The organism is Aromatoleum toluvorans (genome assembly GCF_012910905.1).
GTDB lineage: Bacteria > Pseudomonadota > Gammaproteobacteria > Burkholderiales > Rhodocyclaceae > Aromatoleum > Aromatoleum toluvorans.
On sequence record NZ_WTVN01000029.1, the window covers coordinates 1 to 25,280 of the forward strand.

Here is a 25,280-nt window from a genome sequence, read left to right on the forward strand (position 1 = left end):
AGATGTGTATAAGAGCCAGGTCTACAAGCATGGCGACACCGCGAAGGCCGGATGGTCCCGGTGCCGCTTCGGGAACCCATCCCGATCAGCGCGACGCGGCCCACGGAGAGGCCGCGTTGATCATTGCAGGTGTCACAATCATGGAGGACCCCCAACATGAGGAAGACTTTGACCGCGCTTGCCTTGGCGCTCGGGATCGCTCCCGCGGTCCACGCGCAGGATCCGATGCACTTCGAGGCCCATCTCGTCGGAGGCGACCTTGCCGGCAACGTGATCGCAACGGCCGCGACCGGCGAGGCGAAATTCGAAGTGATCCAGCACGCCACCGGCCAGGCCGTTAAATTCAAGCTCGAGGTGCTTGGCCTCAGGAACCTGTTCATGGCCCACATCCACGTCGCGGCCGTCGGGCCGGTCGCCAACAATCAGCCGGTCGGGCCGATTGCGTTCTGGTTCGTGCCGACAGTCCCCGGTACGCCGGACAGTAACATTGCAGCCGTGCTCGACGACCGCCTGAGCGACGGCTTCGTCATGACCAATGCCCAGATGGTCGGCCCGCTCGCCTTCGATCCGGGTAATCCGATGACCACCGGGATCGCCGGCCTGATCAAGGCTATCAACGAAGGGCGGGCAACCGTCGTGGTGCATACCAGCGATCTCGACAACGCCAACACCCAGACGCCCGGACTCACTGGCGATTCGCCGGCAGGCGAACTGCGCGGGTTGATCCAGTAATCGGCCGCATCCTTGCGCCGGCAGTCGGCGGTCGGGTTTCGCCCCGGGACGCGGCTGCCGGCGCGCCGCCACCGCGTGCGGAGGCAAGCATTTTCACCCGCTCCGCACGCCCTCGAACTCGCTCTCGCCATTGAAGGTCAATGCATCCCCATGAGGTTGGGGAGGCTTCATCACGACCTTGAAATATCCCGGATTGGTATCGGTGCCAGCCTGGCCGACCGTTGTGCCGCCGCCGATCACAGCCCCACGTCTTCACGTCAGGCCCGGCTGCCACGGGGTTGAACGTTTTTGCCGAGTTTGCGGTCTTGACGTTTGCATCTCTCGCGACGTTGCCGGCGATCCTTCAGGCACACCTACTTCAGGAGCTCCGATGTCTAAAGTTCTCGTCCTCTACTACTCGACCTACGGTCATATCGAGAGCATGGCTCACGCCGTGGCCGAAGGCGCCCGTTCGACCGGCGCCACCGTCGACCTCAAGCGCGTCCCGGAAACCGTGCCGGAGGAAATCGCCCGGCCGGCTCATTTCAAGCTCGACCAGGCTGCCCCCGTCGCGACCGTTGCGGAACTGGAAAATTACGACGCGATCATCGTCGGATGCCCGACCCGCTTCGGCCGCATGCCCTCGCAGATGGCCAGCTTCCTCGACCAGGCGGGCGGGCTGTGGGCGCGCGGCGCACTCAACGGCAAGGTGGGCGGCGCATTCACATCGACGGCAACCCAGCACGGCGGCCAGGAGGTGACCCTCTTTTCGGTCATCACCAACCTGTTGCACTTCGGCATGGTCGTCGTCGGTTTGCCCTACAGCTATCAGGGGCAGATGACGCTCGACGAGATCGTCGGGGGCAGCCCCTACGGCGCCACGACGATTGCCGGCGGTCAGGGGCAGCGCCAGCCCAGCGCGAACGAACTGGATGGCGCCCGGTACCAGGGCAAGTTGGTCGCCCAGACGGCCAACAAACTGTTCGGCTGATATTCCTGCGCATTTTCCCGCCCGGTCGGCCCCTCGGGGCGGCCGGCCTGCGCGTCCGTATTGATCCGCTACACTCGGCGAAACGAGGGCGGGCTACGCGGTTGGAGGCGCGGCAAGTCCCGTGTAGCAGATGAGGTTGTGGCAGACGGCCGGCGCGTCGCTGCGGTTGCGATAGCCGTGCGGCCGGTCGGCCGGGAAGCGCACCGCGTCGCCTTCGTCGAGGGTGTGCCAGCGGCCGTCGACCAGCACCTCCATCGTGCCGCGGACGACGATCAGATGCTCCACGACGCCGGCAAGATGCGGCTCCGAGTGCCGCTCGTACCCGGGCGCCAGCGTGAGTTCGAGCATCTCGAAGCCCAGGCGCGCGTCGTAGGGGAAGAGCGGTGCGACCCACATCGGGTCGCTCGCCGGGCGGTCGCGCAGGGCGGCAGCGGAGCGGAAAGCGGGTTTCTCGTGACGCATCGGCGGCTCGATGAAGGCCGACAGCGGGGTGTGGAAGCCGGATGCGATGCGCCATAGCGTCGCCACCGTCGGGCTCGACTCGGCGCGCTCGATCTGGCCGAGCATGGCCTTGCTGACGCCGGTCTCGCTCGCGGCGCGGTCGAGGCTCCAGCCGCGCTCGGCGCGCAAGCCGCGCAAGGTCGCGGCCAGATGATCGGCGAGTGCCGGCGTGACCGGCGGCGTGGACGTGGAGGGGGGCGGGGCGTTCTCTTTCCTGGACATGGATCGTGCTCGCCGTTGTCGGCTTGTGCGTTATAACGCACGCTGCTAAGCTTTGCCTTGTGCGCTATAGCGCACAGATCTCCGATTAAACCAGAAAGGGCGAAGCATGGGCAACCCACACGCCGCGTCGGGCATCGCCCGCCACTTCCCGCACGTCGCGGCCGGTTTCATTGCCGTGCTGGTCGGCTACACCAGCTCGGCCGCGATTGTCTTCCAGGCCGCCCACGCTGCCGGCGCAACGCCGTCGCAGCTAGCCTCCTGGCTTTGGGCGCTCGGGCTGGGCATGGCCGTCACCTGCATCGCGCTGTCCTTGCGCTACCGCACGCCGATCCTCACCGCGTGGTCGACGCCGGGGGCGGCGCTCCTCGCCACCGGCCTCGTCGGCGTGCCGATGAGCGAAGCGATCGGCGCCTTCCTGTTCGCTTCCGTGCTGATGGCGCTGCTCGGCTTCAGCGGCGGTTTCGAGCGCATCATGCGCCACGTACCGCCGTCGCTCTCCGCGGCGATGCTCGCCGGCATCCTGCTGCGCTTCGGCCTCGGCGCGTTTTCCGCGCTCGGCAACAACCTCGCGCTGGTCGGGACGATGATCGTCGTCTTCTTCGTCGCGCGCCGCTTGTGGCCGCGCTATGCCGTTCCGCTCGCTTTCCTCGCCGGCCTGGTCGTCGCCGCGGCGAGCGGCAGCATCGCCACCGGCGAGATCCGCTGGCAGCTCTCGGCGCCCGAGCTCATGATGCCCAGCTTCTCTCCCGCGACGCTGATCGGGGTCGGCCTGCCGCTCTTCGTCGTCACGCTCGCCACGCAGAACGTGCCCGGCCTCGCGGTGCTGCGCGCCAACGGCTACGCGACGCCGGCCTCGCCATTGCTCGGCTGGACCGGCATCACCGGCGTCGTGCTGGCGCCGTTCGGCGGCTTCTCGTTCAACCTCGCCGCGATCACCGCCGCGATCTGCATGAGCCGCGACGCCGACCCCGACCCGGCCAGGCGTTACCTCGCGTCGGTGTGGGCCGGCGGCTTCTACCTGCTCACCGGCATCGGCGGGGCGACGGTGGCAAGCCTCCTGACCGCCTTCCCGCAGGCCCTGGTCGTCGCCATCGCCGGCCTCGCGCTGATCGGCACCATCGCCGGCAGCCTGACCACGGCGCTGGCCCATGAAGAAGAACGCGATGCGGCCGTGGTCACCTTCCTCGTCACGGCCTCCGGGCTCACGCTGTTTGGCGTCGGCAGCGCGTTCTGGGGGCTGGTGTTCGGCTATGTCGTCAGCCATGCGCTGCGGCGCCCACAAAGGGGGGCGGCCTGAGCCCCTTCCAATGACGACGGCGCTTTGAACCGGAATTCCTGAATGCCATCCTGAAGGTGCCGCCGACCTGGGCATCCAGGCGGTCGACCTTGCAGGTGAAGCCGTTTGGCGGCAGCCATCGGGCGAGGGCCCCCGCATCGAGGAAGGCACGGTAGATTTTCTCGGGTTTCGCGCGCATGGTCTCTCCTTGCGTTGGGGGAAGGATGCGCCGCTGTGGTCGCCGTTTTTTTTACCTTAGTCGATCAGGTCCGGCCGCCCGGTCGGCAATCGCAAGAAATTGTTGGCCGTCGGACATCCCTTCCCGCTGTCTTCGCGGGACGAGTTGAGAAACGGGCGGCCGCTATTGGGATAACCAGTCAAGCGGGGGCTTCCGGCCAATTCCGGTCGGTCATCCCTGCCACGGACCGGTCATTCGGACGTCTGCTCCGCACTCGACACCTGCTAGACGGCGACCCCGGGGACGCAAATCGCAGGTGGATACACCCTCCGCCGAAGGGCGGCCGTACTGGGCCGCGCCGCGGATGGGCGTGTCAGCCGCGGACGATCAGCAGATCGCAGGGCACCCGATGCATGATCTCGTCGGCGGTGTCGCCCAGCAGCCGGTTCAGGCCGTAGCTGCCCCGCGAGCCGATGACGATGAGATCGGCCCGGACCTCCCGGGCATGGTCGGCCACCCCGTGGGCGACGGACTCGGTGGTGATCGCCACCTGCCGGGCCAGATCGGGGTGCCTCAACCCGACGGCGAGCCGGGCCAGGGCCTCGGTTCGGAGGTCCTGCTGGAACTGCTGGGGGTCCAGGTTCTCGGGGGTGATGGTGGTCTCGTTCTCCCGGTCCTCGGGAAAGTGGGCCATCACGTTGAGCAGGGTGAGCCGGGCGCGGAAGGCGTCGGCGAGCCCCGCGGCCCGCTCCACCGCGGCCCGGCCGTGGTCGGTGAGATCGGTGGCGGCGACGATGTGGGTGTAATCCCGGGGCGGATGGGCGTCGTTGTAGGCATCGGAGCGCACCACCAGGATGTCCCGCCGGGCCTGATGGAGGACGCGGTCGCTGTTGGTGCCCAGCAGGGCCCGCAGCTGTCCATGGACGAAGGAGCCGATCACCACCAGGTCGGCATCGGTCTCGTCGGCGATGTCCACCAAGGCGGTCCAGGGCCGATCATCCACCAGGCGCAGCCCCCGGATGCGCGGCTGGCCGGCCTGCAGGGCCTCCAGCTCGCTGCGGGTCCGCTCCACGACCGCCGCCCGGGCCGTGTCAGGGGAGAGGGGAGAAGGTTTCAGGGCATGGACCATGGTCACGCTGCCGTTGGTCCGCTCCGCGACGTTCACGGCCCTGCGCAGGGCCGGATGGGCGGCGACCTCGATGGCCACGGCGACGACGATCCGTTGGTATCCCTCGGTCTTGGACATGATCGGCCCCCCCCCCGCGATAATCATTACTTTGGCTCCTTGCGCGGCGGTTAAGTTCCCCCCTGAGCAGTTTTCCCGGGGTTGCCCTGGATGTTCCTGGAAAGTGGCGTTGGATTTCCTATCCTCAGGAACATAATCATAGGTCTATGGTCAATACAAACCTATGGTCGCTACTCGCAGTCGATGCAGTTGTTAATTCGTACTTTCGAGCGTGGAAGGAGAGTTTTCACAGCAACTTGCCGGGCACTGGATTACTGCGGTTGGTTTGAACACCGGGAACCTTCTCACAAGCGCGGCCGATGCGGTTCGCAGGCTCACCACATCCTGCATGCTGCGGGTTCTTTGGACGAATCACTGGAGCAGATCAATAGTCTGAACGATCAGGGTGAGAGTAGATGTTACTGGACTATTTCCCTGTTTTTCTGATGGCCGGGGTGGTTACCCTGGTGGGGCTATTTATCCTGAAAATATCGTCGCTCCTTCGACCCGCCAACCCCTATCCTGCAAAAAGACAGCCCTATGAGTGTGGCGTCGATCCGGTTGGCGATGCCTCGGTGGGGCAAGTCAAGATCCACTATTTTGTCATTGCCATTGTCTTTATTATTTTCGATGTCGAGACGCTGTACTTGTTTCCCTGGGCCGTGGTGCTGACGGATATCGGCCTGTTCGGTTATATCGAAATGTTTGTCTTTATCTTTCTGCTTTTGGTTGGCTTTATCTATGCGTGGGCGACGGGGGCATTGGAATGGCAAATCTAGAGAACCGTTTTTCCAATAATGTCTTTTTCGGCTCCGTTGATTCCGTCATTAACTGGAGCCGTAGTTCGGCGCTGTGGCCCGAGACTTTCGGAATTGCCTGCTGCGCCATCGAGATGATCTCGGCCGGCTGTGCACGTTATGACCTGGACCGCCTCGGCGTAGTGTTTCGTCCTTCGCCCCGGCAATCCGACCTGATGATCATCGCCGGCACCGTGACCAAGAAATTCGCCCCGATCGTCCGCTTGCTCTATGACCAGATGACCGAACCCCGTTGGGTCATTGCCATGGGTACCTGTGCCATCTCGGGTGGTGTCTATAACACCTATGCGGTGGTCCAGGGGTCAGAGCGCATCGTGCCGGTGGATGTCCACGTCCCGGGTTGCCCCCCCCGGCCGGATGCACTGATTCATGGCATCTTGATGCTGCAGGAGAAGATCAAGAAGCAACATGTACTACGCAGAAAAGACCCGCAAGAAACAGGGAAGGTATCGCCATGAGCAACCAGCCGCTGCTCGAACTGCTTCAACGGGAGTCGATACAGCAGCGCTGCGAGTCGGTGTATGAAACCTTCGGGATGCTTACTTTGACGGTAAGCAAGGAGAACCTGCTGGCCCTCTGCCGCTTGCTGAAACACGATAGTGCCCTGCAGTTTAATTTCCTCTCCGATATCTGCGGCGTCGATCATTATCCCCAAACCCCGCGCTTCGAGACGGTCTATCACCTCTATTCGATACCGTTCAAATACCGGTTGCGGATCAAATGCCGCCTTGAGCTGGATGAGTCGCCCCCGTCGGTGGTGCCGGTGTGGCAGACCGCCAACTGGCATGAGCGGGAAGCCTATGACATGTACGGGATTGTGTTTGTCGGGCACCCGGATCTACGACGTATTTATATGTGGGAAGGCTATGACGGATACCCGATGAGAAAGGACTATCCATTGCGTGGCTACGCTGACCACTACAACCCGTTTGGCGAGGCGCGTAGCCAAGGAGCAGAAGGGGCGTGACGGTGGCCTTATGACCGACATCAATCTGTTAGGCACGAACGAAGCAGGTCAGAAACTGACCAAGGAGCTATTGCTCAACCTCGGGCCGCAACACCCGAGCACGCATGGCGTCCTGCGCGTCATGCTGGAGTTGGACGGGGAAGAGATTCGCGGGGTGGATACCGTCATCGGCTACCTGCATCGCGGCACTGAAAAGCTCGCCGAAAACTTTACCTATACCCAGATCATTCCCCTGACCGACCGGCTGGACTATCTCTGTGCGCCCTCGAATAACCTGGCCTATGTATTGGCAGTGGAGCGCCTGCTGGAGATCAAGGCCCCCGAGCGTGCCCAGTATATTCGCGTCATGATGGCCGAGATGGCCCGTATCTCCGGCCATCTGCTGATCAGCGGCGCGCTGCCGCTGGATCTGGGGGCCATGACCACCTTGCTCTATGTGATGCGCGAACGCGAGATGATCATGGATCTGATGGAGATGATCACCGGTGCGCGCATGCACACCTCATTCTGTCGGGTCGGCGGGGTGCGCGAGGATCTGCCTGATGGATTCGAGCCGCGTTGCCGCGAGTTCTGTCATGTGATGAAGCAGCGCGTTGACGATTACGAGCGCCTGATTACAGAAAATCGTATCTTCCTCAAACGCACCCGGGATATAGGCAAGATCAGTGGCGAACAAGCCATCGATTGGGGCTTGAGCGGGCCCTGCCTGCGTGCCTCGGGGGTTAGCTGGGATATGCGGCGCGATAACCCCTATGAGATCTATGACCGGCTCTCGTTCGAGGTGATCGTGCGTGAAAACGGTGACTGCTACGACCGTTGGAAGTGCCGCATGGATGAGATGCGCGAGAGTGTAAAACTGATCGAGCAGTGCCTGGATCAGATGCCACAGGGGCCAGTGGCCGTGGCGATGCCCGATATTGCCTTTCCGCTCAACAAGATCACGGTGAAGTCGTCGATGGAAGCGATGATTCATCACTTCGAAGTCTCCGCCTATGGTTTCCCGGTGCCCAAGGGCGAGGCCTATGTCAGCATCGAAGCGCCGAAGGGAGAGTTGGGCTTTTACATCATCAGCGACGGTAGCCCCAAGCCTTTACGGATGAAGGTCAGAGCCCCTTCGTTCGTCAATCTGCAGGCGCTTGCCGTGCTGGCCAGGGGGTGTTACCTGGCCGACGTGATTGCCATTATCGGCAGCCTGGACCCGGTGATTGCCGAGGTCGACAAGTAATTCCGACGAACCTGTGGGCTGCGCAATTCACGAGAAAAAAGTGATGAAGGACCAGACCTTGAAGCAGCAGATCACCGAGATGGCCACACGCTATCCGGCCAGCCGGTCAGCGGTGATGCCGGCCCTGCATCTGGCCCAGGCCCACTATGGTTATCTAACGCAGGATGCCATGGCCGAGGTGGCCGAGTATCTGCACCTGCCGCGGGTGACGGTGCTGGAAATCGCCACCTTTTACAGTCTGTTTCACACCCGGCGGGTGGGCAAATACCATCTGCAACTCTGTACCAATCTCAGCTGCATGTTGTTGGGCGCAGAGCGGCTGCAGCGGCAGCTGGAACAGCAGCTGGATATCCGTTGTGGCGAGACCACCGCCGACGGACGGTTTACCCTGACCGCGGTGGAGTGCCTGGGGGCCTGTGAAATGGCGCCGGTAATGCAACTCAACGATGATTACTGCGGTCATCTGAATGAGCAGCGCCTGGCAGAGATGCTGCAAACACTACAAGAGGAACCAAACAGCAACCCGGAAAATGGACCACCGAGCAGTTGATCAAACAGTCTGCCAATGGAGAGCCCGAGATGTACGAGCAGGTACTCTTGCTGGAGAGGCGCGATTCTGAGTACCAGGATCTGGCAGGCTATCGTTTGGCGGGCGGTTATTCGGCATTGGGCAGCACCCTGCGTGACTCCAGTCCTGAGCAGTTGATCGATCTGGTGAAGGAGGCCAAATTGCGTGGCCGGGGCGGGGCGGGTTTTCCCACCGGGTTGAAGTGGTCCTTTGTGCCGAAGGGTAACGCGTCTGCCAAATGGCTCCTGTGCAATGCCGATGAGGGGGAGCCGGGTACCTTCAAGGACCGGATCATCATGGAACAGACGCCCCATCTGTTGCTTGAAGGAATGACTCTGGCCGCCTATGCCATTGGCGCGGCAAAGGCCTATATCTACATCAGGGGAGAATACGTCACCGCCATCAGGCGCCTGGAGCGGGAGATTCAGGCCAGTCTGCAGGCGGGCCTGCTGGGCAAAAACATCCTCGGCTCCGGGTTTGATCTTGATATCTATGTGCACCGTGGTGCCGGTGCCTACATCTGTGGCGAGGAGACGGCGCTGATCGAGTCACTGGAGGGAAAACGCGGCCAACCCCGCTTCAAACCACCATTTCCTGCCGTCTCCGGCTTCTATAAGGGACCGACAGTGGTCAACAATGTCGAAACCCTGGCCTGTGTTCCGCCCATTGTGCAACGCGGTGCCGACTGGTTTCGCTCCATCGGTAGCGAGAAATGTCCCGGTCCCAAACTCTATTGCCTCAGTGGGCATGTAAGACGCCCCGGCCTGTATGAACTGCCCATGGGCATCTCGCTGCGGGAGCTGGTAGAGCAGCACGCCGGTGGCACGCACTCGGGGAAAAAGATCAAGGCAGTCATTCCGGGGGGGATCTCCGCCGCCCTGTTACCCGAACCGGCGCTGGACGTTGCCATGGACTTCGATGCCTTGTCGGCCGCAGGCACCATGTTGGGCTCGGCGGGGGTGATCGTGATGGATGAGAGTACCTGCATGGTTCGGGTGGCGCACCGCATCATCGAGTTTTTCCATCATGAATCCTGTGGCAAGTGCACCCCCTGCCGGGAAGGATTGGCCTGGGTCGAGCAGATGCTTGGACGCATTGAGGCTGGCGAGGCAAAGTCGGGTGACCTGGAATCGATGGAACGGCTATATGGAAATATCGAGGGCAACACCTTCTGTCTACTGGGTGACGCGGCGGCGATGGCACTGCGTGGAGTGGTAAAAAATTTTCGCCACGAATTTATCGAACGAATACAGCAGGGTGGCCGGGCCGCATAGTGGCATGTACCCGATGCGGCGATTCGATGGGATATTCGGGATCGGACACGAGAGCGATGGTCAAGATTTCTATCAACGGACAATCAGCCGAATTTGACGCCGGTACCACCATCCTGGATGCCGCCCGTCAAATGCAGATCGCCATCCCGACCTTCTGTTATTACCCCGGGCTCAGCCCTTCTGGCTCTTGCCGCATGTGCCTGGTCGAGATTGCAGGACAGCGCCGCCTGCAACCGGCCTGTATTACCGCCATTGCCGATGGCATGGTGGTACAGACGCAATCAAATGCGGCAAAGCGGGCACTGGAAGGCAACCTGGAATTCTTCCTCTCAAGCCATCCGCTGGATTGCCCGGTTTGTGATAAGGCGGGTGAATGCGAATTGCAGGATCAGGTGATGGAGCATGGCCCACGGATGGGGGTCTTCGTGGAGCAAAAGCGTATCTTCAATAACCGGGATATGCCGCTCAATGATGTGATCGTCTTCAATGCCAACCGTTGTATCCAGTGTGTGCGTTGTGTCCGCATGTGTGACGAGGTCGTCGGGGCCCATGTCCTGGGAGCGATCGAACGCGGCAACTACAGCCAGATCGCCGGCTTTGGCGATGATCTGAAAAACTGCGATCAGTGTGGTAACTGTATCGAGGTCTGCCCGGTGGGGGCCTTGATGAATCGTCCCTACCGTTACAAGGCCCGGCCTTGGGATCTGCAGCGGGTGGATAGCGTCTGCCCCTTCTGCGGCACCGGCTGCCAGTTCACGGTCGAGGTGCGGGATGGCGCGCTGGTGCGGGTCCGCTCGCAACAGGCGCTGGGACTGAACAATGAGACCCTCTGTTCCCGGGGTCGTTTCGGTATTGATTTTGTCAATCACCCGGACCGCATCAAGAGCCCGATGCTGCGACAGGGTGAAGCGTTGGTGGCGGTTTCCTGGGACGAGGCGGCGGATTTTCTTAAACAGGCGTTTGTCGGAATGTTTGACCGGGGAAAGCGGGTCGGGGGCATGATCTCGCCACACTTGGGCAATGAGGCGCAGTTCCGCTTCCAGCAACTGATGCGCGGGGTCGTGCAGACCAACAATATCGATAGCTTCTGCCGTTGGTCCTATGCCGTGGACCGTGTCGACTCCCCGTATCCGGTTCTGCAGGATCTGCTCCGCAATCACTATAGCCGTCAGCCGCTCGCCAGTCTGCTCAAAGGTGATCTGACCCTGCTCTACGGCTGCGATGTGGAAGATGAGAACCCGGTTTCCGATTATCTGATCCGCCGTAGCCTGACACGCACGGCAAACCGGCTCTATCTCATCTCACCCCGTCCGTTACGCCTGGAAGAGCATGCCGCCGCAGCAATCAACAGCATTCCCGGGGATGAGGGCTTGCTGCTGGCCTGGACGCTGCACGGGATACAGGCGCAGAGTGGCGATCTCGCATTGGGTAAGGCCCTGCCCGATGGCCCGCTTCCCGACTTGCCCACCGCGGCCTGTCGGCGGTTTGTCGATCGACTGACCACCGGGCTTTTGGCCGCTGATGAGATCACCTTGCTTACGGGTACCGACCTGCTCAGAACGCCATCGGTGTTGTCGGGCCTGCAACTGCTGAACAACCTGATCCAGGTGCTCAAAAAACTCGGCAAACAAGTCCATCTGCAATTTCTGCATGACCAGTGCAATCAGATGGGCAGTTGGGACTTGGGGGTTAGCCCGTATTGGTTACCTGGCGCAATCGCCCTGTCTGATGCGGCGGGAAGAGCTGCCTGTGAGCGGAATTGGCGTATGACGCTGCCAGCGATGCCGGGTATGGATTTTAACCAAATGCTCGATGGTTGCATCGATGGTCAAATGGACTGCCTCTATCTGGTGGCTGAGGATCCGCTGGTCAGCACGCCGGATACGGATCGCGTGGCAAACGCTTTGGATAAGGTGAACTTGCTGATTGTGCAAGATGCCTTCATGACCGCCACGGCACAGCAAGCCGATCTGGTCTTGCCGGCCACCAGCTACGCCGAGATTGATGCCAGCTATACGAACAATGAGGGCCGACTGCAGCAGGTGCGGGGGTTTTACCCGCAGCCCGAAGGCATAAAATCCGATTGCGAGATCTTTTGCTGGATGGCCAGCAGCCTGGGGGCTGATCTGGGCTCAAGCCGTCCTGAAGCGATTCAGCAGGAGATCGAACAGCAGCTGCCAGCTTATCAGGGCTTGATCGAGGAAGCCGACGCCGGGGGGCGGTTTACCCGGGCCTTAACGACTGAACAAACCCCGGCGGTGCTGGTGCGTCCCGTGTTACCGCCGCGGATAAAACCGGCTGGCCTGCTGCTGATCACTGGCAACACCAAGAGTCATGCCGGTTATTTGACCGAGCGATCCGCTACCTTGTGCCAAATATTGGCTGAACCCTATATCGAGCTCAATGCCGATCAGGCAGCAACTCTGGGTATCAGCGAGGGCCAACGACTGGAGTTACAGGCAAACGGGTATGCGATAAATGCCAACGCCCGACTCAATCCCTCGCTGCAACCGGGTGTGGTCTTTGTACCTGGCCATTTCAGCAAGGCCAAGTTGAACCGTCTGTTCAAGGCTGGCGAGTACCCCTGTCCGGTCACGTTGAGGATTGCCTGATGGAACTGATGACTGCCGTCGCAGTAATCATGGTGAAGGTGGTGTTGATCACCGTCATCCTGTTTATCGTGCCGGTGCCATTGACCTGGCTGGAGCGCAAGATAGCCGGACATATTCAACAGCGTATGGGGCCCATGCGGGTCGGCTGGCATGGCCTGTTGCAACCGCTGGCCGATGGTCTGAAATTGCTCACAAAAGAGGACAACATCCCGGATCAGTCCGACCGGGTGCTGTTCAAGATTGCTCCCTTTGTCGCCTTGGTACCGCCCTTTATGGTGTTTGTCGCCGTACCCTTTGGCGACAGCGTCAGTATTTTGGGCTATGAGACCAAGCCTTATCTGTCCGATATGAATGTCGGATTGCTCTATATTCTTGCTGTAGCTGGACTTGAGATCTACGGCGTCATCTTTGGTGGTTGGGCCTCCAACAGCAAATACGCCCTGTTGGGCAGCTTGCGCACCTGCGCACAGCTGATCAGTTATGAGGTGCCCATGGGGTTTGCGGTGATCGGCGTGATCATGCTGAGCCAGTCCATGAACCTTTCGGATATCGTCGACGCTCAGGAGCCCCTCTGGTTCATTGTCTATCAGCCCCTTGGTTTCTTTATCTTCTTTATCGCCGGCCTTGCCGAAGCACAACGGATTCCTTTTGACCTGGCCGAGGCCGAAGGCGATCTGGGGGCGGGCTACCATACCGAATACAGCGGTATGCGGTTCTCCTTTTTCATGATCAGCGAGTATCTGGTGATGCTGACCATCTCGGTGCTCTGTGTCTTGCTCTTTTTTGGGGGTTGGCATGGTGTGTTGATCCCATTGCCCGCACCCATTTGGTTTGCCCTGAAGGTTGGTTTCTTTATCTACCTCTTTATGTGGTTCCGCTTTACCTTTCCCCGCTATCGTTATGATCAACTGATGAGTATCGGCTGGAAGGTACTGGTTCCGCTCTCAATTCTGAATATCCTGATTACCGGGATATTTGTCTATTGAGGTCTGTCCATGTACAACGAAAATGCGCTGAACAAGATCAGCCGAGACCACCGATGGATCGGCGTGACTTTTTTTCTCGATTTGATCAATGGTCTCTCCCTGACCTTCAAGTACATGTTTTCAAGAAGTGTCACGATGCAGTATCCGGACAGGGAGAAATGGGTGCCGTATCCACGTCATCGTGGGCACCATGTGTTGCGTCGGGATGAGAATGGCGAGAACAAATGTGTCGCCTGTGAGCTTTGTGCAAAGATCTGTCCCTGTAACTGCATTACGGTGGTGCCCTACGAGGACGAGAATGGCAAACGGCGACCCTTGGTCTATGATGTCGATATGGCGCGTTGCCTCTACTGTGGCTTGTGTGAAGACTCCTGTCCGGAAGAGGCCATTGCCCTCGGGAGCGTATTCGAGTACTCCAGTTATACGTCGGAAGAACTGGTGGTAGGCCGCGATTCGTTGCTTGAGATGGATGGTAAAACCGAGCAGCCGGGAAGTGTCGTCAAGGCGCGGTACCTACCATCGGCGCAGTCTACGGTTGAAGCGCAGGAGTCTTCGGGGTATGACTGGTGGAGGTTTATCCATAGAAAGGATTGAAGGTTATTGGGTCTGAACGCAACGGAATGCTTAATACGGGAGAGAAAGAAAACAGAAATACCGCAGCGGCATTAATAATGACCAATAAAAAGGCTGGCTAAATGGAACAGGCTTTTTTTCTCCTCTTTGCCTCGATCGCCGTGGCTTCGGCCTGTGGTGTGGTGCTGCTGAAAAATCCTGTTCATAGTGCGGTCGCCCTGATTGCCTGTTTCATCCAGATCGCCGCCCTCTATATCCTGCTCCATTCCCCCTTCCTCGCGGCGGTGCAACTGTTCGTCTATGTGGGCGCGATCATGGTGCTGTTCATATTCGTCATCATGATGCTGGAGATTCGCCAGGCGACCCTGGAACGGTTTCTGCCCGGAAGCAAGTATATTTCCCTGGCGTTTTCCGTGGTCCTGGGGAGTGCCATGTTGTGGCTGCTGTTCAGCAGCCCGCTGTTATCGCAGATTCCGCCACCCACGCCATCAGCGACCCAAGGCAGCGTCAGCGAACTGGGCCAGGCCCTGTTTACCCAATATCTGCTGCCCTTTGAGGTTGTATCGATCGTCCTGCTGGTGGCCCTGGTTGGGGCCATCTTTATGACGCATAAGGGGAATGGGTGATGGTGCCACTCTCCTGGTATATCGCACTCAGTGCCAGTCTATTTGTCATTGGCCTCTACGGCGTGTTGAGCCGACGCAATGTCTTGATCGTCCTGATGTGCCTGGAGTTGATGCTCAGCGCCGTCAATATCAACCTGGTGGCCTTCTCGTTCTTTCTTTCGCATCTGGGTGGCCAGATCTTTGCGATCTTTGTCATCACGGTGACGGCCGCCGAGGTGGCGGTGGCCTTGGCGATTGTCATTGCCTATGTGCGCCACAAGGGCAGCCTCAAGATCGACGAAATCAGCATCATGAAAGGGTGATGCAATGGCAGCCAGCGAATCCATCACCCCCGTGCTTGCGATCCTGGTCTCCTTTGGTGCCGCCTTGGTCATCCTGGCGCTGCATCAGCGCCCCAATCTGCGCGATGCGACTTCGGTCATCGCCGCGGTGATCAAGTTCATGCTGGTGATCTCCATGGCACCCATGGTGTTGCGGGGCGAGCTGATCGAATACAACTTGTTTACCGTCTTGCCCGGCATTGACTTTGCCTTCCGGGTCGACCCGCTCGGCATGGTTTTTGCGACCACCTCAAGTCTGTTATGGATCGTGGCGGCCCTCTATTCAATCGGTTATATGCGCAGCCTGAACGAGCATGCGCAGACGCGCTTTTATGCCTGTTTTGCGGTCAGCCTTTCAGCAGCCGTGGGCGGTTCCTTTGCCGCCAACCTCTTTACCTTGATCATCTTCTACGAGGTGTTAAGCCTGATCACCTATCCCCTGGTCTATCACCACGAGGATGAGGCGGCCTGGGAGGGGAGCAAAAAATATATCGTCTATCTCATGGGGGCCTCCAAGACCTTCCTGCTTATTGCGGTGGCGTTGACCTATTTTCTTACCGGCAGCCTCGATTTTGCCCACGATGGTTTGCTCAAGGAGGTGTCAAGTTCACCCCTGATCCTGACGCTGCTCTATTTCTGCTACCTGTTTGGTTTTGCCAAAGCCGCCATCATGCCATTTCATGCCTGGCTGCCGGCGGCCATGGTGGCGCCAACGCCGGTCAGTGGCCTGCTGCATGCGGTGGCCGTGGTGAAAATGGGGGTGTTCTGTGTGTTGCGGGTCATCTTCCATGTCTTTGGTGTACAGCTTATGGGCGATCTGGGGCTGGGCATTGCCACCGCCTATCTGGTGTCTTTCACCATCATTACGGCCTCGCTCTATGCCCTGACCCGCGATGATCTAAAGGCCCGGCTGGCGTACTCGACGGTTAGTCAACTCTCCTACATCGTCCTCGGCGCGGCACTGCTTAGTCCCGGCGCGATGGTCGGTGGCATCATGCATATCGCCGGCCACGCCTTTTCCAAGATCACCCTGTTCTTCTGCGCCGGTTCCATCTTCTGCGCCTGTCGGCGGCGAAAGATCAGCGAACTGGGCGGGATCGGGCACCGATTGCCGTGGACCATGACGGCATTCTTTATCGCCTCCTTGAGCATGATCGGCATTCCGCCGGTGGGAGGTTTTATCAGCAAGTGGTATCTGATCGTGGGCGCCATCGAGGCACAGCAGTTGGCATTTGTACTGGTGTTGCTGATCAGCTCACTGCTCAATGCGGCCTATTTTCTTCCCATTAGCTACACAGCCTTTTTTGATAAGGAGGCGCCCCCGAGTGGGGCCGCACCGACAGCACCGATCCGTGAGATTCCCCTGATGGCCGCCACCGTGATGACGACGGCCTTGTTGTCGCTGCTGTTGGGGCTTTATCCCGACTATTTCCTGAGCTTGGCACAGGAGGTGATCAAATGATCGCTAAGCTGGTCAACTTCTTTGGCGATCCGCAATATCGTGCGCAGCGCTGGCGGCTATTCGTCATTGTCATGGCGATTACCCTGATGGCCGATTTTCTGGTGAGGCGGGATCATGTCGAGGGCTTCTGGCAGGCGATACCCGGGTGGGGGGCTTTGTACGGGTTTATTGCCTGTTTCCTGATTATTTTTTTCTCAAAGTTCCTCGGCCATCAGGGCAAATTGATGCGTCGGGAGGACTACTATGATTGAGTGGGGCCACCCGGGGCTGGTCTATATCTTTGGGGCGCTCTTGATTCCACTGTTCAAGGGACGCCTGCGCCAGGGCTATTTGCTGTTGGTCACGTTGCTGGCCTTGTCTGCCGTATTCTCGCTGTCACCGGGGCAATACACCGTCTTCAGCTATACCGGCAAAGAGATCGTCCTGGGACAGGTGGACAAGCTCAGCATCCTCTTTGCCTGGGTCTTCAGTCTGATGGGCTTGATCGGCACGGTCTATGCACTGCAGGTGAGAGGCGCCGGTGAACATGTCGCCGCCTTTCTCTACGTGGGTAGCGCCCTGGGGGTGGTCTTTGCCGGGGACTTCCTCAGCCTGTTCCTGTTCTGGGAACTGATGGCCTTTGCCTCGGCCTATCTGGTGTTTGCCCAGGGGGGCAAGGCGGCCCTCGCGGCAGGTTTTCGCTATCTGCTGGTGCATATCGCCGGTGGACTCTGCCTACTGGGCGGGATTGTGTTGCACTATGCCGACACCGGGTCCATCCAGTTTGGCCCCCTGACCGAGGGTGGCGCCGCCTTCTATCTCATCCTGGCCGGTTTTATCCTCAATGCGGCGGTGCCGCCGCTTAATGCCTGGCTCACCGACGCCTATCCCGAGGCCACCATTACCGGCGCCGTCTTCATGAGCGCCTTTACCACCAAGACCGCCGTCTATGTCCTGTTGCGTGGCTTCCCCGGGACCGAGGTGTTGATCTGGCTGGGCGCAGTCATGGCGATCTATGGGGTGATCTACGCGGTGCTGGAAAACGATGCCCGACGTTTGCTCGCCTACCATATCGTCAGCCAGGTGGGTTATATGGTGGCCGGTGTCGGGATCGGCACCGAGATGGCGGTCAACGGCGCCAGCGCCCACGCTTTTGCCCATATCCTCTACAAGGGGCTGTTGTTTATGGGAGCCGGGGCGGTGATCCATGTCACCGGCCGTCGCAAGCTCACCGAACTGGGCGGCTTGTATAAACAGATGCCGGTGACGCTGTTTCTCTACATGATTGGCGCTTTTTCGATCTCGGCCTTCCCGTTCTTTAGCGGTTTTGTCAGCAAGTCGATGGTGATCGCAGCCGCCGCGGGGGACGGTCACAGCCTGATTGCGTTGATGCTGATACTGGCCTCATCGGGTACTTTCCTGCATACCGGGCTCAAGTTGCCCTACTACATGTTCTTTGGCAAGGATTCCGGACTCAAGGCAAAGGAACCGCCAACCAACATGCTCATCGCCATGACCATGGCAGCCAGCCTCTGTCTGATGATCGGCATCTTCCCGGATCTGCTATACCGGCTTTTGCCCTATAGCGTCGACTTTCATCCCTATACCGGCGTGCACATCACGGAGACCATGGGCCTGCTGCTCTTCACCGCCCTGGGCTTCGCGCTGTTTCTCAAACACCTGGACCCCGAGCGCACCATCAGCCTGGACACCGACTGGTTTTACCGCACCGGGGCAAGGTGGTTGATGTGGTTTGCCCGTCGTCCGCTGACGCGCTACGAAGAGGTGGTCAGCGATTTTTCCAACTCGCTGGTACTCAAACCCCATACCGCCATCGCAACACTTGGACTCTGGTTTGATCAGCATATTGTCGATGGGGTGGTCAATGGCGTGGCGACCGGTCTGATCCGGTGCGCCACGCAGCTGCGCCAGCTGCAAAGCGGCATCCTGAGCCGGTATGCCCTAGGTATCGTGGCGGGGCTGGTGGCCTGTCTGTTGTATGTTTTTTTGTGACTTGAATGTAACCGCGTGGCGTGTTGATCAAGGAGATTGCGGGTGGTGGATTCAGCCGTCAACACAATAGGTTTTCCCGTGCTGAGCCTGATCGTGCTGGTGCCGTTGGCTGGCGCGTTGCTGTTGCTCTGGCTCAAGGATGACCTTCAGATCAAGCGACTGGCCCTGCTGGTCACCACGCTTGATCTGGCGCTGACGCTGACGCTGCTGGCGCATTTCAATCCAGACACCCACCTGATGCAGTTTTCCGAAAAATATCAATGGATACCAGCCCTGGATATCCACTATGCGCTGGGGGTCGATGGCATCAGCGTACTGTTTGTCTTTCTCAGTGCGTTTCTGGGCTGGATCTGTGTGCTGGCTTCCTGGCGTGCCATTGAACAGCACGTGAAAGGTTTCATGTGCGCGCTGTTGGTGATGCAGGCCCTGATGTTAGGCGTCTTTTGTGCGATGGATCTGTTTCTCTTCTCCATCTTCTGGGAGGCGATGCTGATACCGATGTATCTGATCATCGGTGTCTGGGGTGGGGACAACCGCATCTATGCCGCTTTCAAGTTCTTTCTCTACACATTGGCCGGCAGCGTACTCTTTCTGGTGGGCGTGATCGTGCTCTATTTTGAAGGCGGGCAGAGCTTTGATATTCAGATCCTGATGACGCAAAAGTATCCCTTTGCCGTCCAGTTCTGGGTCTTTATCGCCTTCTTTATCGCGTTTGCCATCAAAGTGCCGATGTTCCCGTTTCATACCTGGTTACCCGATGCCCACGTACAGGCCCCCACCGCTGGCAGCATCGTGTTGGCTGGCGTACTGCTGAAGATGGGAGCCTATGGCTTTTTGCGTTTTTCACTGCCGATGCTGCCCTTGGCGACCCACTATTTTGCAACGCCGGTGGTGCTGGTCTCCCTGGTGGCCATCATCTACGGCGGCTATCTGGCACTGGCCCAGGATGACCTGAAAAAGCTGGTGGCCTATTCGAGTATCAGCCACATGGGCTTTGTCACCGTCGGCCTGTTTGCGCTCAATGTTGCCGGTCTGAAAGGCGGTATTTTACAGATGTTCAGCCACGGCATCATCACCGGTGCGCTGTTCCTGCTGGTCGGGCTGGTCTATGAGCGTACCCATACCCGGCTGATCAGCGATTACGGCGGACTGATGAAGGTGATGCCGATCTACACCACCGGGCTGGCCTTTTTTACCCTGGCGGCGATGGCCTTGCCCGGCACCGGTGCGTTTATCGGTGAATTGCTGGTTTTGGTGGGGGTCTTTGGCTTTAGCAAGATCGTTGCAGCACTGGCAGTCATCGGTGCACTGCTCAGTGCCGGTTATCTTCTGAGCATGTTTAAACGGGTGGCCCTGGGCAAGGTGACCAACCAGGCGCTGACTAACAGTCGGGATCTGGATGCCAGGGAAGTGGTGACGCTATTGTCGCTGGCCCTGTTTGTTCTCTGGGTGGGCTTCTATCCCATGCCCTTCCTGAACATCATGCATGCATCCGTCGAGCACCTGCTGCAGCAGACGCAAGCGCAGGTCGTATTGATTAGCCGGTAATCGGATAGGAACGATGGATCAAGATGCCATTATCCAGTCATTGATCACCAGTCTGCCGGAGATGACGGTGTTAGTTGCCGCTTGTCTGCTGTTGATGCTCGATCTCGTGTGGCGGCGTCAACGGGTGGCCGTGATTGGCTATCTGGCGATCGTCGTGATCGCCATTGCGGCATTGGAGACCCTGTTGATCGCCGGGCAAACCAAGCCCGTCTATAACGGCATGTTTGTGCTGGATGGCTTTGCCGTATTTTTCAAGCTGCTCTTCTGTCTGATCACGGCGCTGTGCATCCTCTTCTCCATCGGTTATCTGCAGCAGGAGCAGATCGAGCACAGCGAATACTACGTGCTGCTGCTGTTTGCCCTTTGCGGGCTGATGATTTTGGCCTCGGCGGTGGATCTGATCATCATCTATGTGGGGTTGGAGCTGATGGCCCTGTCGGTCTATCTGCTGACCGGATTCAAGCGCCAGAGCCCTTTATCCAATGAGGCGGCACTCAAGTATGTCATCCTGAGCGCCTTGTCCTCGAGTGTGCTGCTGTATGGTATGTCACTGCTCTATGGCTTGGCCGGGACGACCAATATAGCGGATATTGCCGCGGTGATCGGGCCGCAAGCGGCGATTGATCCGCTGCTAATCTTCGCGATTGTGTTCTTGATAGGCGGATTATCGTTCAAGATCGCCGCTGTCCCGTTTCATATGTGGGTGCCCGATGTCTATCAGGGGGCACCGACCTCGATTACCGCCTTCATGTCGGTTGGACCCAAAGCGGTGGGATTTGCCGTGCTGTTACGGGTGTTTTTGCAAGGTTTGCTGCCCGTCTCGGAGATCTGGCTTGGGCTGTTTACGGTTATCGCGGTGGCGACCATGGCGGCTGGCAGCATCGCGGCATTGGTCCAGCACGATATCAAACGCATGCTGGCGTATTCCAGTATCGCCCACGTCGGCTTTACCCTGTTGGGTGTGGTGGCTGGCGGGGAGGCGGGTATCGCCAGTGTGATGCTTTATCTGCTGATTTACAGCTTCATGAACCTGGGCATCTTTGCCAGCATCATCGTGATATGCCTGGGGTCATTCGGCAGTGAACGAATCGAAGACTATACCGGTCTTTCCCGGTCACATCCGGTGTTGGCCATGCTGATGTTGATCTACCTCTTCTCACTGGCCGGCATTCCCCCGACGGCCGGCTTTTTTGCCAAGTTTTATATTTTTGTGGCGCTGATCGAACAACAACATGTTGCCCTGGCGGTGATTGCGGTGATGTTCAGTGCCGTGGCTGCCTTCATTTATATCCGCATCGTGATGCTGATGTATATGCGTTCGCCCACGGGTGAATTTGCCATACACCTTAAATTGCCGCCACAGCTGGCGTTAGGCATCACCAGCGTGGCGGTCATCGTGATTGGTCTGTTCCCCTCCTGGTTTCTCACCCTGGCTCAGATCGCGATACTTCGGTAGCAAGGAGCTGTAGAGACGGCGTCGCGGGATTGTCTGGACACGTTGTGGGTCAGGACTACACTAAAGAGTGGGGTTCCTGCAAAGAGACGAAGGAGGTGCGCTCATGCTCGTTGAATCCGTGCTGGCAAAGAAAGGTCATGATGTATTGACAATTTCACCGGATGCCACGGTCTATGAGGCCGTGGTTCTGATGGCTAAAAACAATGTAGGTTGTGTGCTTGTAATGTCCAAAGATCAAATTGCAGGCATCTTCACGGAAAGAGACTATGCTAGAAAGATAATCCTCAGGGGCAAGGGCTCGAAAGAAACCCTGGTGAGCGAGGTGATGACCACGCAGGTCTACGTCGTCGATAAAGGGAAGGCCCTCGATGAGTGTATGGCTTTAATGACCGCCAACCGAGTACGCCATCTACCGGTAGTCGAAGGCAATAAGCTCGTTGGTATAATCAGTATTGGCGACACCGTAAAAAGCATTATCGATGAAAAGGAACGGGAAATCGAGCACATGATTGATTTCATACATGGCGGGGCAATCCACCCGGAAAATGATGGTCGTCAGAAGTAGAATTTTCTCGAACGCAGTCGGAGGACGTTTTACGTCGGAAAACGTGGGGGACCTCACGTGGAAAGTGGCATTGGATTTCCTATCCTTTATCCTTCTATTCTTCCTTGAGCAGACATATGCTACCCCGGGCAGCCCAGATGGGGGCCTCGCAGCTACCAGAACCCGCCGCCGATGCCCAGGCGCAAAGTCTGCTACTCATTGAGCAGGTGCGGCGAGCGATCGCTGACCAGGGCGGGCGGTTGCCGTTTGACCAGTATATGGAGATGGCCTTGTATCAGCCCGGTCTGGGTTATTACACGGCGGGTTCGCGTAAATTTGGTCCTGGCGGGGATTTTATTACCTCGCCGGAGATCTCGTCCCTGTTTGCCAAATGCGTGGCCCGCCAGTGTCGGCAGGTGCTGGCACTGGTGGGCGGTGGCTATCTGCTTGAGGTGGGGGCCGGTTCTGGTGTATTGGCCGCCGATCTGCTGGCCGAGCTGGAGCAACTGGGCCAGTTACCGGAGGCCTATCTGATTCTGGAGTTGAGCCCGGACCTGCGGGCACGGCAATGTGAGATGCTGCAGACCAAGGTCCCCACCTTGGTTGACCGGGTACGCTGGCTGGATACCCTGCCCGAGGCTGGGTTTCGCGGTGTGGTGGTTGCCAATGAGTTGTTGGATGCGATGCCGGTGCACCGTTTCAGGCTGGAGCAGGGGGCGATCAAAGAGCAGTTTGTGACGTCCCGGGATGAGGGGTTGGCGCTGGTATGGGACAGGCCGGTGAGTCCGGGGTTTGTCGAGGCGGCAGCCGCTGTAGCCACCCAATTGGGAAAGGCGGGCGCAGACTACGAATCAGAGATCAATCTGCGGGCGCCCGCCTGGCTGCAGGAGCTGGCAAAGGCGGTTGACGCCGGGGCTGTGTTGTTGATCGATTATGGCTACAGCCGGGCAGAGTATTATCATCCTGAGCGTAGCCGCGGCACCCTGATGTGCCACTATCGGCACCGTGCCCACCCGGACCCCATGGTCTACCCGGGGCTGCAGGATATCACCGCCCATGTCGATTTTTCCGCTGTGGCCGAGGCGGCGCTGGCGGCCGGGTTTGCGGTGACCGGCTTTAGCACCCAAGCCTTTTTTCTGATGGGCAACGGCTTGGATGATCTGGTGGCGGCCGCGGATATCGATGATGTTGTTGCCCATATGGAACTGATCCAGGCGGTCAAACGGCTCACTTTGCCCAGTGAGATGGGTGAGCGTTTCAAGGTGCTTGGACTTAGCCTGGGGATCGATCAGCCATTGTCTGGCTTTACCTTGCAAGATATGCGTGACCGACTTTAGAACATTTGTTGCACTGTTGTTGGTTGGTCTTTGGTGAGCGTCGGCTGCCCGGGGCGATTCAGTCGCCTGTTCCGCTAATCAAGGAGCGACAACGATCCAACAACGCGCCCGCCTGCGGAAGAACGGGGATTTCCGGACAGATACCTTACTTTGAAACTGCGGAGGTGATTCAAGATTGGCTTTGTCTGTAGCTCCATATAATGCCGGCCTGCTGTCCGTGAGTAGCCGTAACGTGCGACCGGTCAGCTCGGTTACCTGCCGTTTCACCCCCGACGGCTCGACTGGCTGCAGTGGGTCGGACTCGGTCGTCCGCCCGCCGCAGACGAGCTGTCGCTTACGGACATGGCAGGACAAGGGGTGCAGGAGGCCGTTCTACGACGTTTCCATTTGTCCGACCTGACCGTTCGTTCTGGTCGTTGACGTCGAGCAGTCCTCGAGTCGGGCAAAAAGATGGCGCGACCCCCGTCGCGCCATCTTGATCGGTTCCGACAGCCCGACCAGATCGTTTCACTCACATCACCACGACGTCTCGCGCTCGGCGGTCGCCGAAATCTTGTGGATGGACAGGTCGGCGCCGGCGAATTCTTCCTCGGGGTCGAGGCGCAGGCCCAGCGTTGCGCGGATCAGGCCATAGACCAGGGCGCCGCCCGCGAGTGCGGTCGCGATGCCGCCGAGGGTGCCGACAAGCTGCGCGCCGAAGCTGACGCCGCCGATGCCGCCGAGGGCCTTGGTGCCGAAGATGCCGGCGGCGATGCCGCCCCAGGCGCCGCACAGGCCGTGCAGGGGCCACACGCCGAGAACGTCGTCGATCTTCCAGCGGTTTTGCGCGATGGTGAAGAGGTGCACGAAGAGCACGCCGGCGATGGCGCCGACGACGAGTGCACCAAGCGGGTGCATCAGGTCGGAGCCGGCGCACACCGCGACGAGGCCGGCGAGGGGGCCGTTATGGACGAAGCCGGGGTCGTTCTTCCCCGCTGCGAGCGCGGCGAGCGTGCCGCCGATCATCGCCATGAGGGAATTGAGGGCCACGAGGCCGTTGATGGCGTCGAGGCGCTGGGCGCTCATGACGTTGAAGCCGAACCAGCCCACGGCGAGGATCCAGGCACCCAGCGCGAGGAAGGGGATGCTCGACGGCGGGTGCGCCGACATCTGGCCGTTCTTGTGGTAGCGGCCGCGCCGCGCGCCGAGCAGCAACACGGCGGGGAGCGCGATCCAGCCGCCGAAGGCATGCACGACGATGCTGCCGGCGAAGTCGTGGAATTTCGCGCCGAACGCGCCTTCCACCCAGTCCTGCAGGCCGAGGTTGCCGTTCCACACGATGCCTTCGAAGAAGGGGTAGAGGAGGCCGACGATGACGAAGGTGGCGACGAGCTGCGGGACGAAGCGCGCGCGCTCGGCGATGCCGCCGGAGATGATCGCGGGAATGGCGGCGGCGAAGGTGAGCAGGAAGAAGAACTTCACCAGTTCGTAGCCGGAGTTGGCGGCGAGCTGCTCGGCGTTGACGAAGAAGCCGTTGCCGTAGGCGATGGAGTAGCCGATGACGAAATAGGCCAGCGTCGACACGGCGAAGTCGCTGAGGATCTTCACGAGGGCGTTGACCTGGTTCTTCTTGCGCACGGTGCCGACTTCGAGGAAGGCGAAGCCGGCGTGCATGGCGAGCACCATAATGGCGCCGAGCAAGACGAACAGGACGTCGGTGGATGTTTTGAACTGCTCCATAAATGTGCTCCGGGTGGCGTGATCGTCGCGGTGAAGCAACCGCTGTGCCGGAAAAAGTAGTTACGTAAATTCAATTGTTTAGGAATCCGATGCGGCCGGATGGTGCGTAAGCCTCCCGTTGGTGGTGCATGGCCGTGCGTTTGCGCACG

The 25,280-nt window shown here is 59.4% G+C and carries 25 protein-coding genes; 21 read left to right on the forward strand and 4 right to left on the reverse strand.

Going from position 1 to position 25,280, the window contains the following annotated elements:
* The first annotated feature begins 156 nt into the window (after nt 1–156).
* Together GPA22_RS16720 and wrbA are read left to right on the forward strand one after the other, a co-directional pair.
* The gene (locus GPA22_RS16720) at nt 157–732 is read left to right on the forward strand and encodes a CHRD domain-containing protein (RefSeq protein WP_169257194.1); all 576 of its coding nucleotides are present in this window, start codon (nt 157–159) and stop codon (nt 730–732) included.
* 370 nt (nt 733–1,102) lie between these two features.
* Complete coding sequence (gene wrbA, locus GPA22_RS16725) at nt 1,103–1,702, forward strand: NAD(P)H:quinone oxidoreductase (protein WP_121427855.1); 600 nt, start codon at nt 1,103–1,105, stop codon at nt 1,700–1,702.
* A 93-nt stretch (nt 1,703–1,795) separates the two neighbouring features.
* Here wrbA and GPA22_RS16730 read toward each other — a convergent pair whose 3' ends face one another.
* Nucleotides 1,796–2,425 (reverse strand): helix-turn-helix domain-containing protein, encoded by a 630-nt coding sequence (locus GPA22_RS16730; protein ID WP_169257195.1) that lies wholly within the window; start codon nt 2,423–2,425, stop codon nt 1,796–1,798.
* A gap of 106 nt (nt 2,426–2,531) precedes the next feature.
* Between GPA22_RS16730 and GPA22_RS16735 the strand changes: the two genes are divergently transcribed.
* Nucleotides 2,532–3,722 carry a benzoate/H(+) symporter BenE family transporter gene (locus GPA22_RS16735; protein ID WP_169257196.1) on the forward strand — a complete coding sequence of 397 codons (1,191 nt, stop codon included), beginning with the start codon at nt 2,532–2,534 and terminating at the stop codon, nt 3,720–3,722.
* Here the strand turns inward: GPA22_RS16735 and GPA22_RS16740 are convergent.
* Both GPA22_RS16740 and GPA22_RS16745 read right to left on the reverse strand, forming a co-directional pair.
* Nucleotides 3,682–3,900, reverse strand: a complete 219-nt coding sequence (locus GPA22_RS16740; protein WP_246264467.1) for an SRPBCC domain-containing protein — start codon at nt 3,898–3,900, stop codon at nt 3,682–3,684. The two genes, GPA22_RS16735 and GPA22_RS16740, sit on opposite strands and share 41 nt — an antisense overlap.
* A gap of 352 nt (nt 3,901–4,252) precedes the next feature.
* Nucleotides 4,253–5,125, reverse strand: coding sequence for a universal stress protein (locus tag GPA22_RS16745; RefSeq protein WP_169257197.1), 873 nt, complete (start codon nt 5,123–5,125; stop codon nt 4,253–4,255).
* Between the two features lie 395 nt (nt 5,126–5,520).
* Here GPA22_RS16745 and GPA22_RS16750 point away from each other — a divergent pair, with 395 nt between their 5' ends.
* From GPA22_RS16750 to GPA22_RS16835, 18 genes are all read left to right on the forward strand, one after another.
* A complete protein-coding gene (locus GPA22_RS16750) occupies nt 5,521–5,883 on the forward strand; it encodes an NADH-quinone oxidoreductase subunit A (protein ID WP_169257198.1) in 363 nt (120 codons plus the stop codon).
* The gene (locus GPA22_RS16755) at nt 5,871–6,380 is read left to right on the forward strand and encodes a NuoB/complex I 20 kDa subunit family protein (protein ID WP_169257199.1); all 510 of its coding nucleotides are present in this window, start codon (nt 5,871–5,873) and stop codon (nt 6,378–6,380) included. Before GPA22_RS16750 ends, GPA22_RS16755 begins: the two co-directional genes overlap by 13 nt.
* Nucleotides 6,377–6,889 (forward strand): NADH-quinone oxidoreductase subunit C, encoded by a 513-nt coding sequence (locus GPA22_RS16760; RefSeq protein ID WP_169257200.1) that lies wholly within the window; start codon nt 6,377–6,379, stop codon nt 6,887–6,889. The genes GPA22_RS16755 and GPA22_RS16760 overlap by 4 nt, the downstream gene beginning before the upstream one ends.
* A 10-nt stretch (nt 6,890–6,899) precedes the next feature.
* Nucleotides 6,900–8,114 carry an NADH dehydrogenase (quinone) subunit D gene (gene nuoD, locus GPA22_RS16765; RefSeq protein WP_169257201.1) on the forward strand — a complete coding sequence of 405 codons (1,215 nt, stop codon included), beginning with the start codon at nt 6,900–6,902 and terminating at the stop codon, nt 8,112–8,114.
* 43 nt (nt 8,115–8,157) lie between these two features.
* Nucleotides 8,158–8,664 carry an NADH-quinone oxidoreductase subunit NuoE gene (gene nuoE / locus GPA22_RS16770; protein WP_169257202.1) on the forward strand — a complete coding sequence of 169 codons (507 nt, stop codon included), beginning with the start codon at nt 8,158–8,160 and terminating at the stop codon, nt 8,662–8,664.
* A gap of 29 nt (nt 8,665–8,693) precedes the next feature.
* The gene (gene nuoF, locus GPA22_RS16775; protein ID WP_169257203.1) at nt 8,694–9,956 is read left to right on the forward strand and encodes an NADH-quinone oxidoreductase subunit NuoF; all 1,263 of its coding nucleotides are present in this window, start codon (nt 8,694–8,696) and stop codon (nt 9,954–9,956) included.
* Nucleotides 9,957–10,012: 56 nt separating this feature from the next.
* Complete coding sequence (locus tag GPA22_RS16780) at nt 10,013–12,568, forward strand: molybdopterin-dependent oxidoreductase (RefSeq protein ID WP_169257204.1); 2,556 nt, start codon at nt 10,013–10,015, stop codon at nt 12,566–12,568.
* Nucleotides 12,568–13,554 (forward strand): NADH-quinone oxidoreductase subunit NuoH, encoded by a 987-nt coding sequence (gene nuoH / locus GPA22_RS16785; protein ID WP_169257205.1) that lies wholly within the window; start codon nt 12,568–12,570, stop codon nt 13,552–13,554. Before GPA22_RS16780 ends, nuoH begins: the two co-directional genes overlap by 1 nt.
* A gap of 9 nt (nt 13,555–13,563) precedes the next feature.
* Nucleotides 13,564–14,148, forward strand: a complete 585-nt coding sequence (gene nuoI / locus GPA22_RS16790) for an NADH-quinone oxidoreductase subunit NuoI (protein ID WP_169257206.1) — start codon at nt 13,564–13,566, stop codon at nt 14,146–14,148.
* Between the two features lie 101 nt (nt 14,149–14,249).
* Nucleotides 14,250–14,753 carry an NADH-quinone oxidoreductase subunit J family protein gene (locus tag GPA22_RS16795; RefSeq protein WP_169257207.1) on the forward strand — a complete coding sequence of 168 codons (504 nt, stop codon included), beginning with the start codon at nt 14,250–14,252 and terminating at the stop codon, nt 14,751–14,753.
* Nucleotides 14,753–15,055 carry an NADH-quinone oxidoreductase subunit NuoK gene (gene nuoK, locus GPA22_RS16800; RefSeq protein WP_169257208.1) on the forward strand — a complete coding sequence of 101 codons (303 nt, stop codon included), beginning with the start codon at nt 14,753–14,755 and terminating at the stop codon, nt 15,053–15,055. The genes GPA22_RS16795 and nuoK overlap by 1 nt, the downstream gene beginning before the upstream one ends.
* Nucleotides 15,056–15,059: 4 nt before the next feature.
* A complete protein-coding gene (locus GPA22_RS16805; protein ID WP_169257209.1) occupies nt 15,060–16,535 on the forward strand; it encodes a monovalent cation/H+ antiporter subunit D family protein in 1,476 nt (491 codons plus the stop codon).
* Entirely contained in the window at nt 16,532–16,786 is a 255-nt protein-coding gene (locus tag GPA22_RS16810; RefSeq protein WP_169257210.1) for a hypothetical protein, read from the forward strand. The genes GPA22_RS16805 and GPA22_RS16810 overlap by 4 nt, the downstream gene beginning before the upstream one ends.
* Nucleotides 16,779–18,527 (forward strand): Na(+)/H(+) antiporter subunit D, encoded by a 1,749-nt coding sequence (locus tag GPA22_RS16815; RefSeq protein ID WP_169257211.1) that lies wholly within the window; start codon nt 16,779–16,781, stop codon nt 18,525–18,527. The genes GPA22_RS16810 and GPA22_RS16815 overlap by 8 nt, the downstream gene beginning before the upstream one ends.
* A 45-nt stretch (nt 18,528–18,572) precedes the next feature.
* Nucleotides 18,573–20,075: an NADH-quinone oxidoreductase subunit M gene (locus tag GPA22_RS16820; RefSeq protein WP_343036076.1), complete on the forward strand. Its 1,503-nt coding sequence runs from the start codon at nt 18,573–18,575 to the stop codon at nt 20,073–20,075.
* A gap of 13 nt (nt 20,076–20,088) precedes the next feature.
* Entirely contained in the window at nt 20,089–21,531 is a 1,443-nt protein-coding gene (locus GPA22_RS16825) for an NADH-quinone oxidoreductase subunit N (RefSeq protein ID WP_169257212.1), read from the forward strand.
* 103 nt (nt 21,532–21,634) lie between these two features.
* Nucleotides 21,635–22,096 (forward strand): CBS domain-containing protein, encoded by a 462-nt coding sequence (locus tag GPA22_RS16830; RefSeq protein ID WP_169257213.1) that lies wholly within the window; start codon nt 21,635–21,637, stop codon nt 22,094–22,096.
* A 137-nt stretch (nt 22,097–22,233) separates the two neighbouring features.
* Nucleotides 22,234–23,412, forward strand: a complete 1,179-nt coding sequence (locus GPA22_RS16835; protein ID WP_169257214.1) for a class I SAM-dependent methyltransferase — start codon at nt 22,234–22,236, stop codon at nt 23,410–23,412.
* Nucleotides 23,413–23,928: 516 nt separating this feature from the next.
* Here GPA22_RS16835 and GPA22_RS16840 read toward each other — a convergent pair.
* A complete protein-coding gene (locus GPA22_RS16840; protein WP_169257215.1) occupies nt 23,929–25,131 on the reverse strand; it encodes an ammonium transporter in 1,203 nt (400 codons plus the stop codon).
* Nucleotides 25,132–25,280 lie beyond the last annotated feature (149 nt).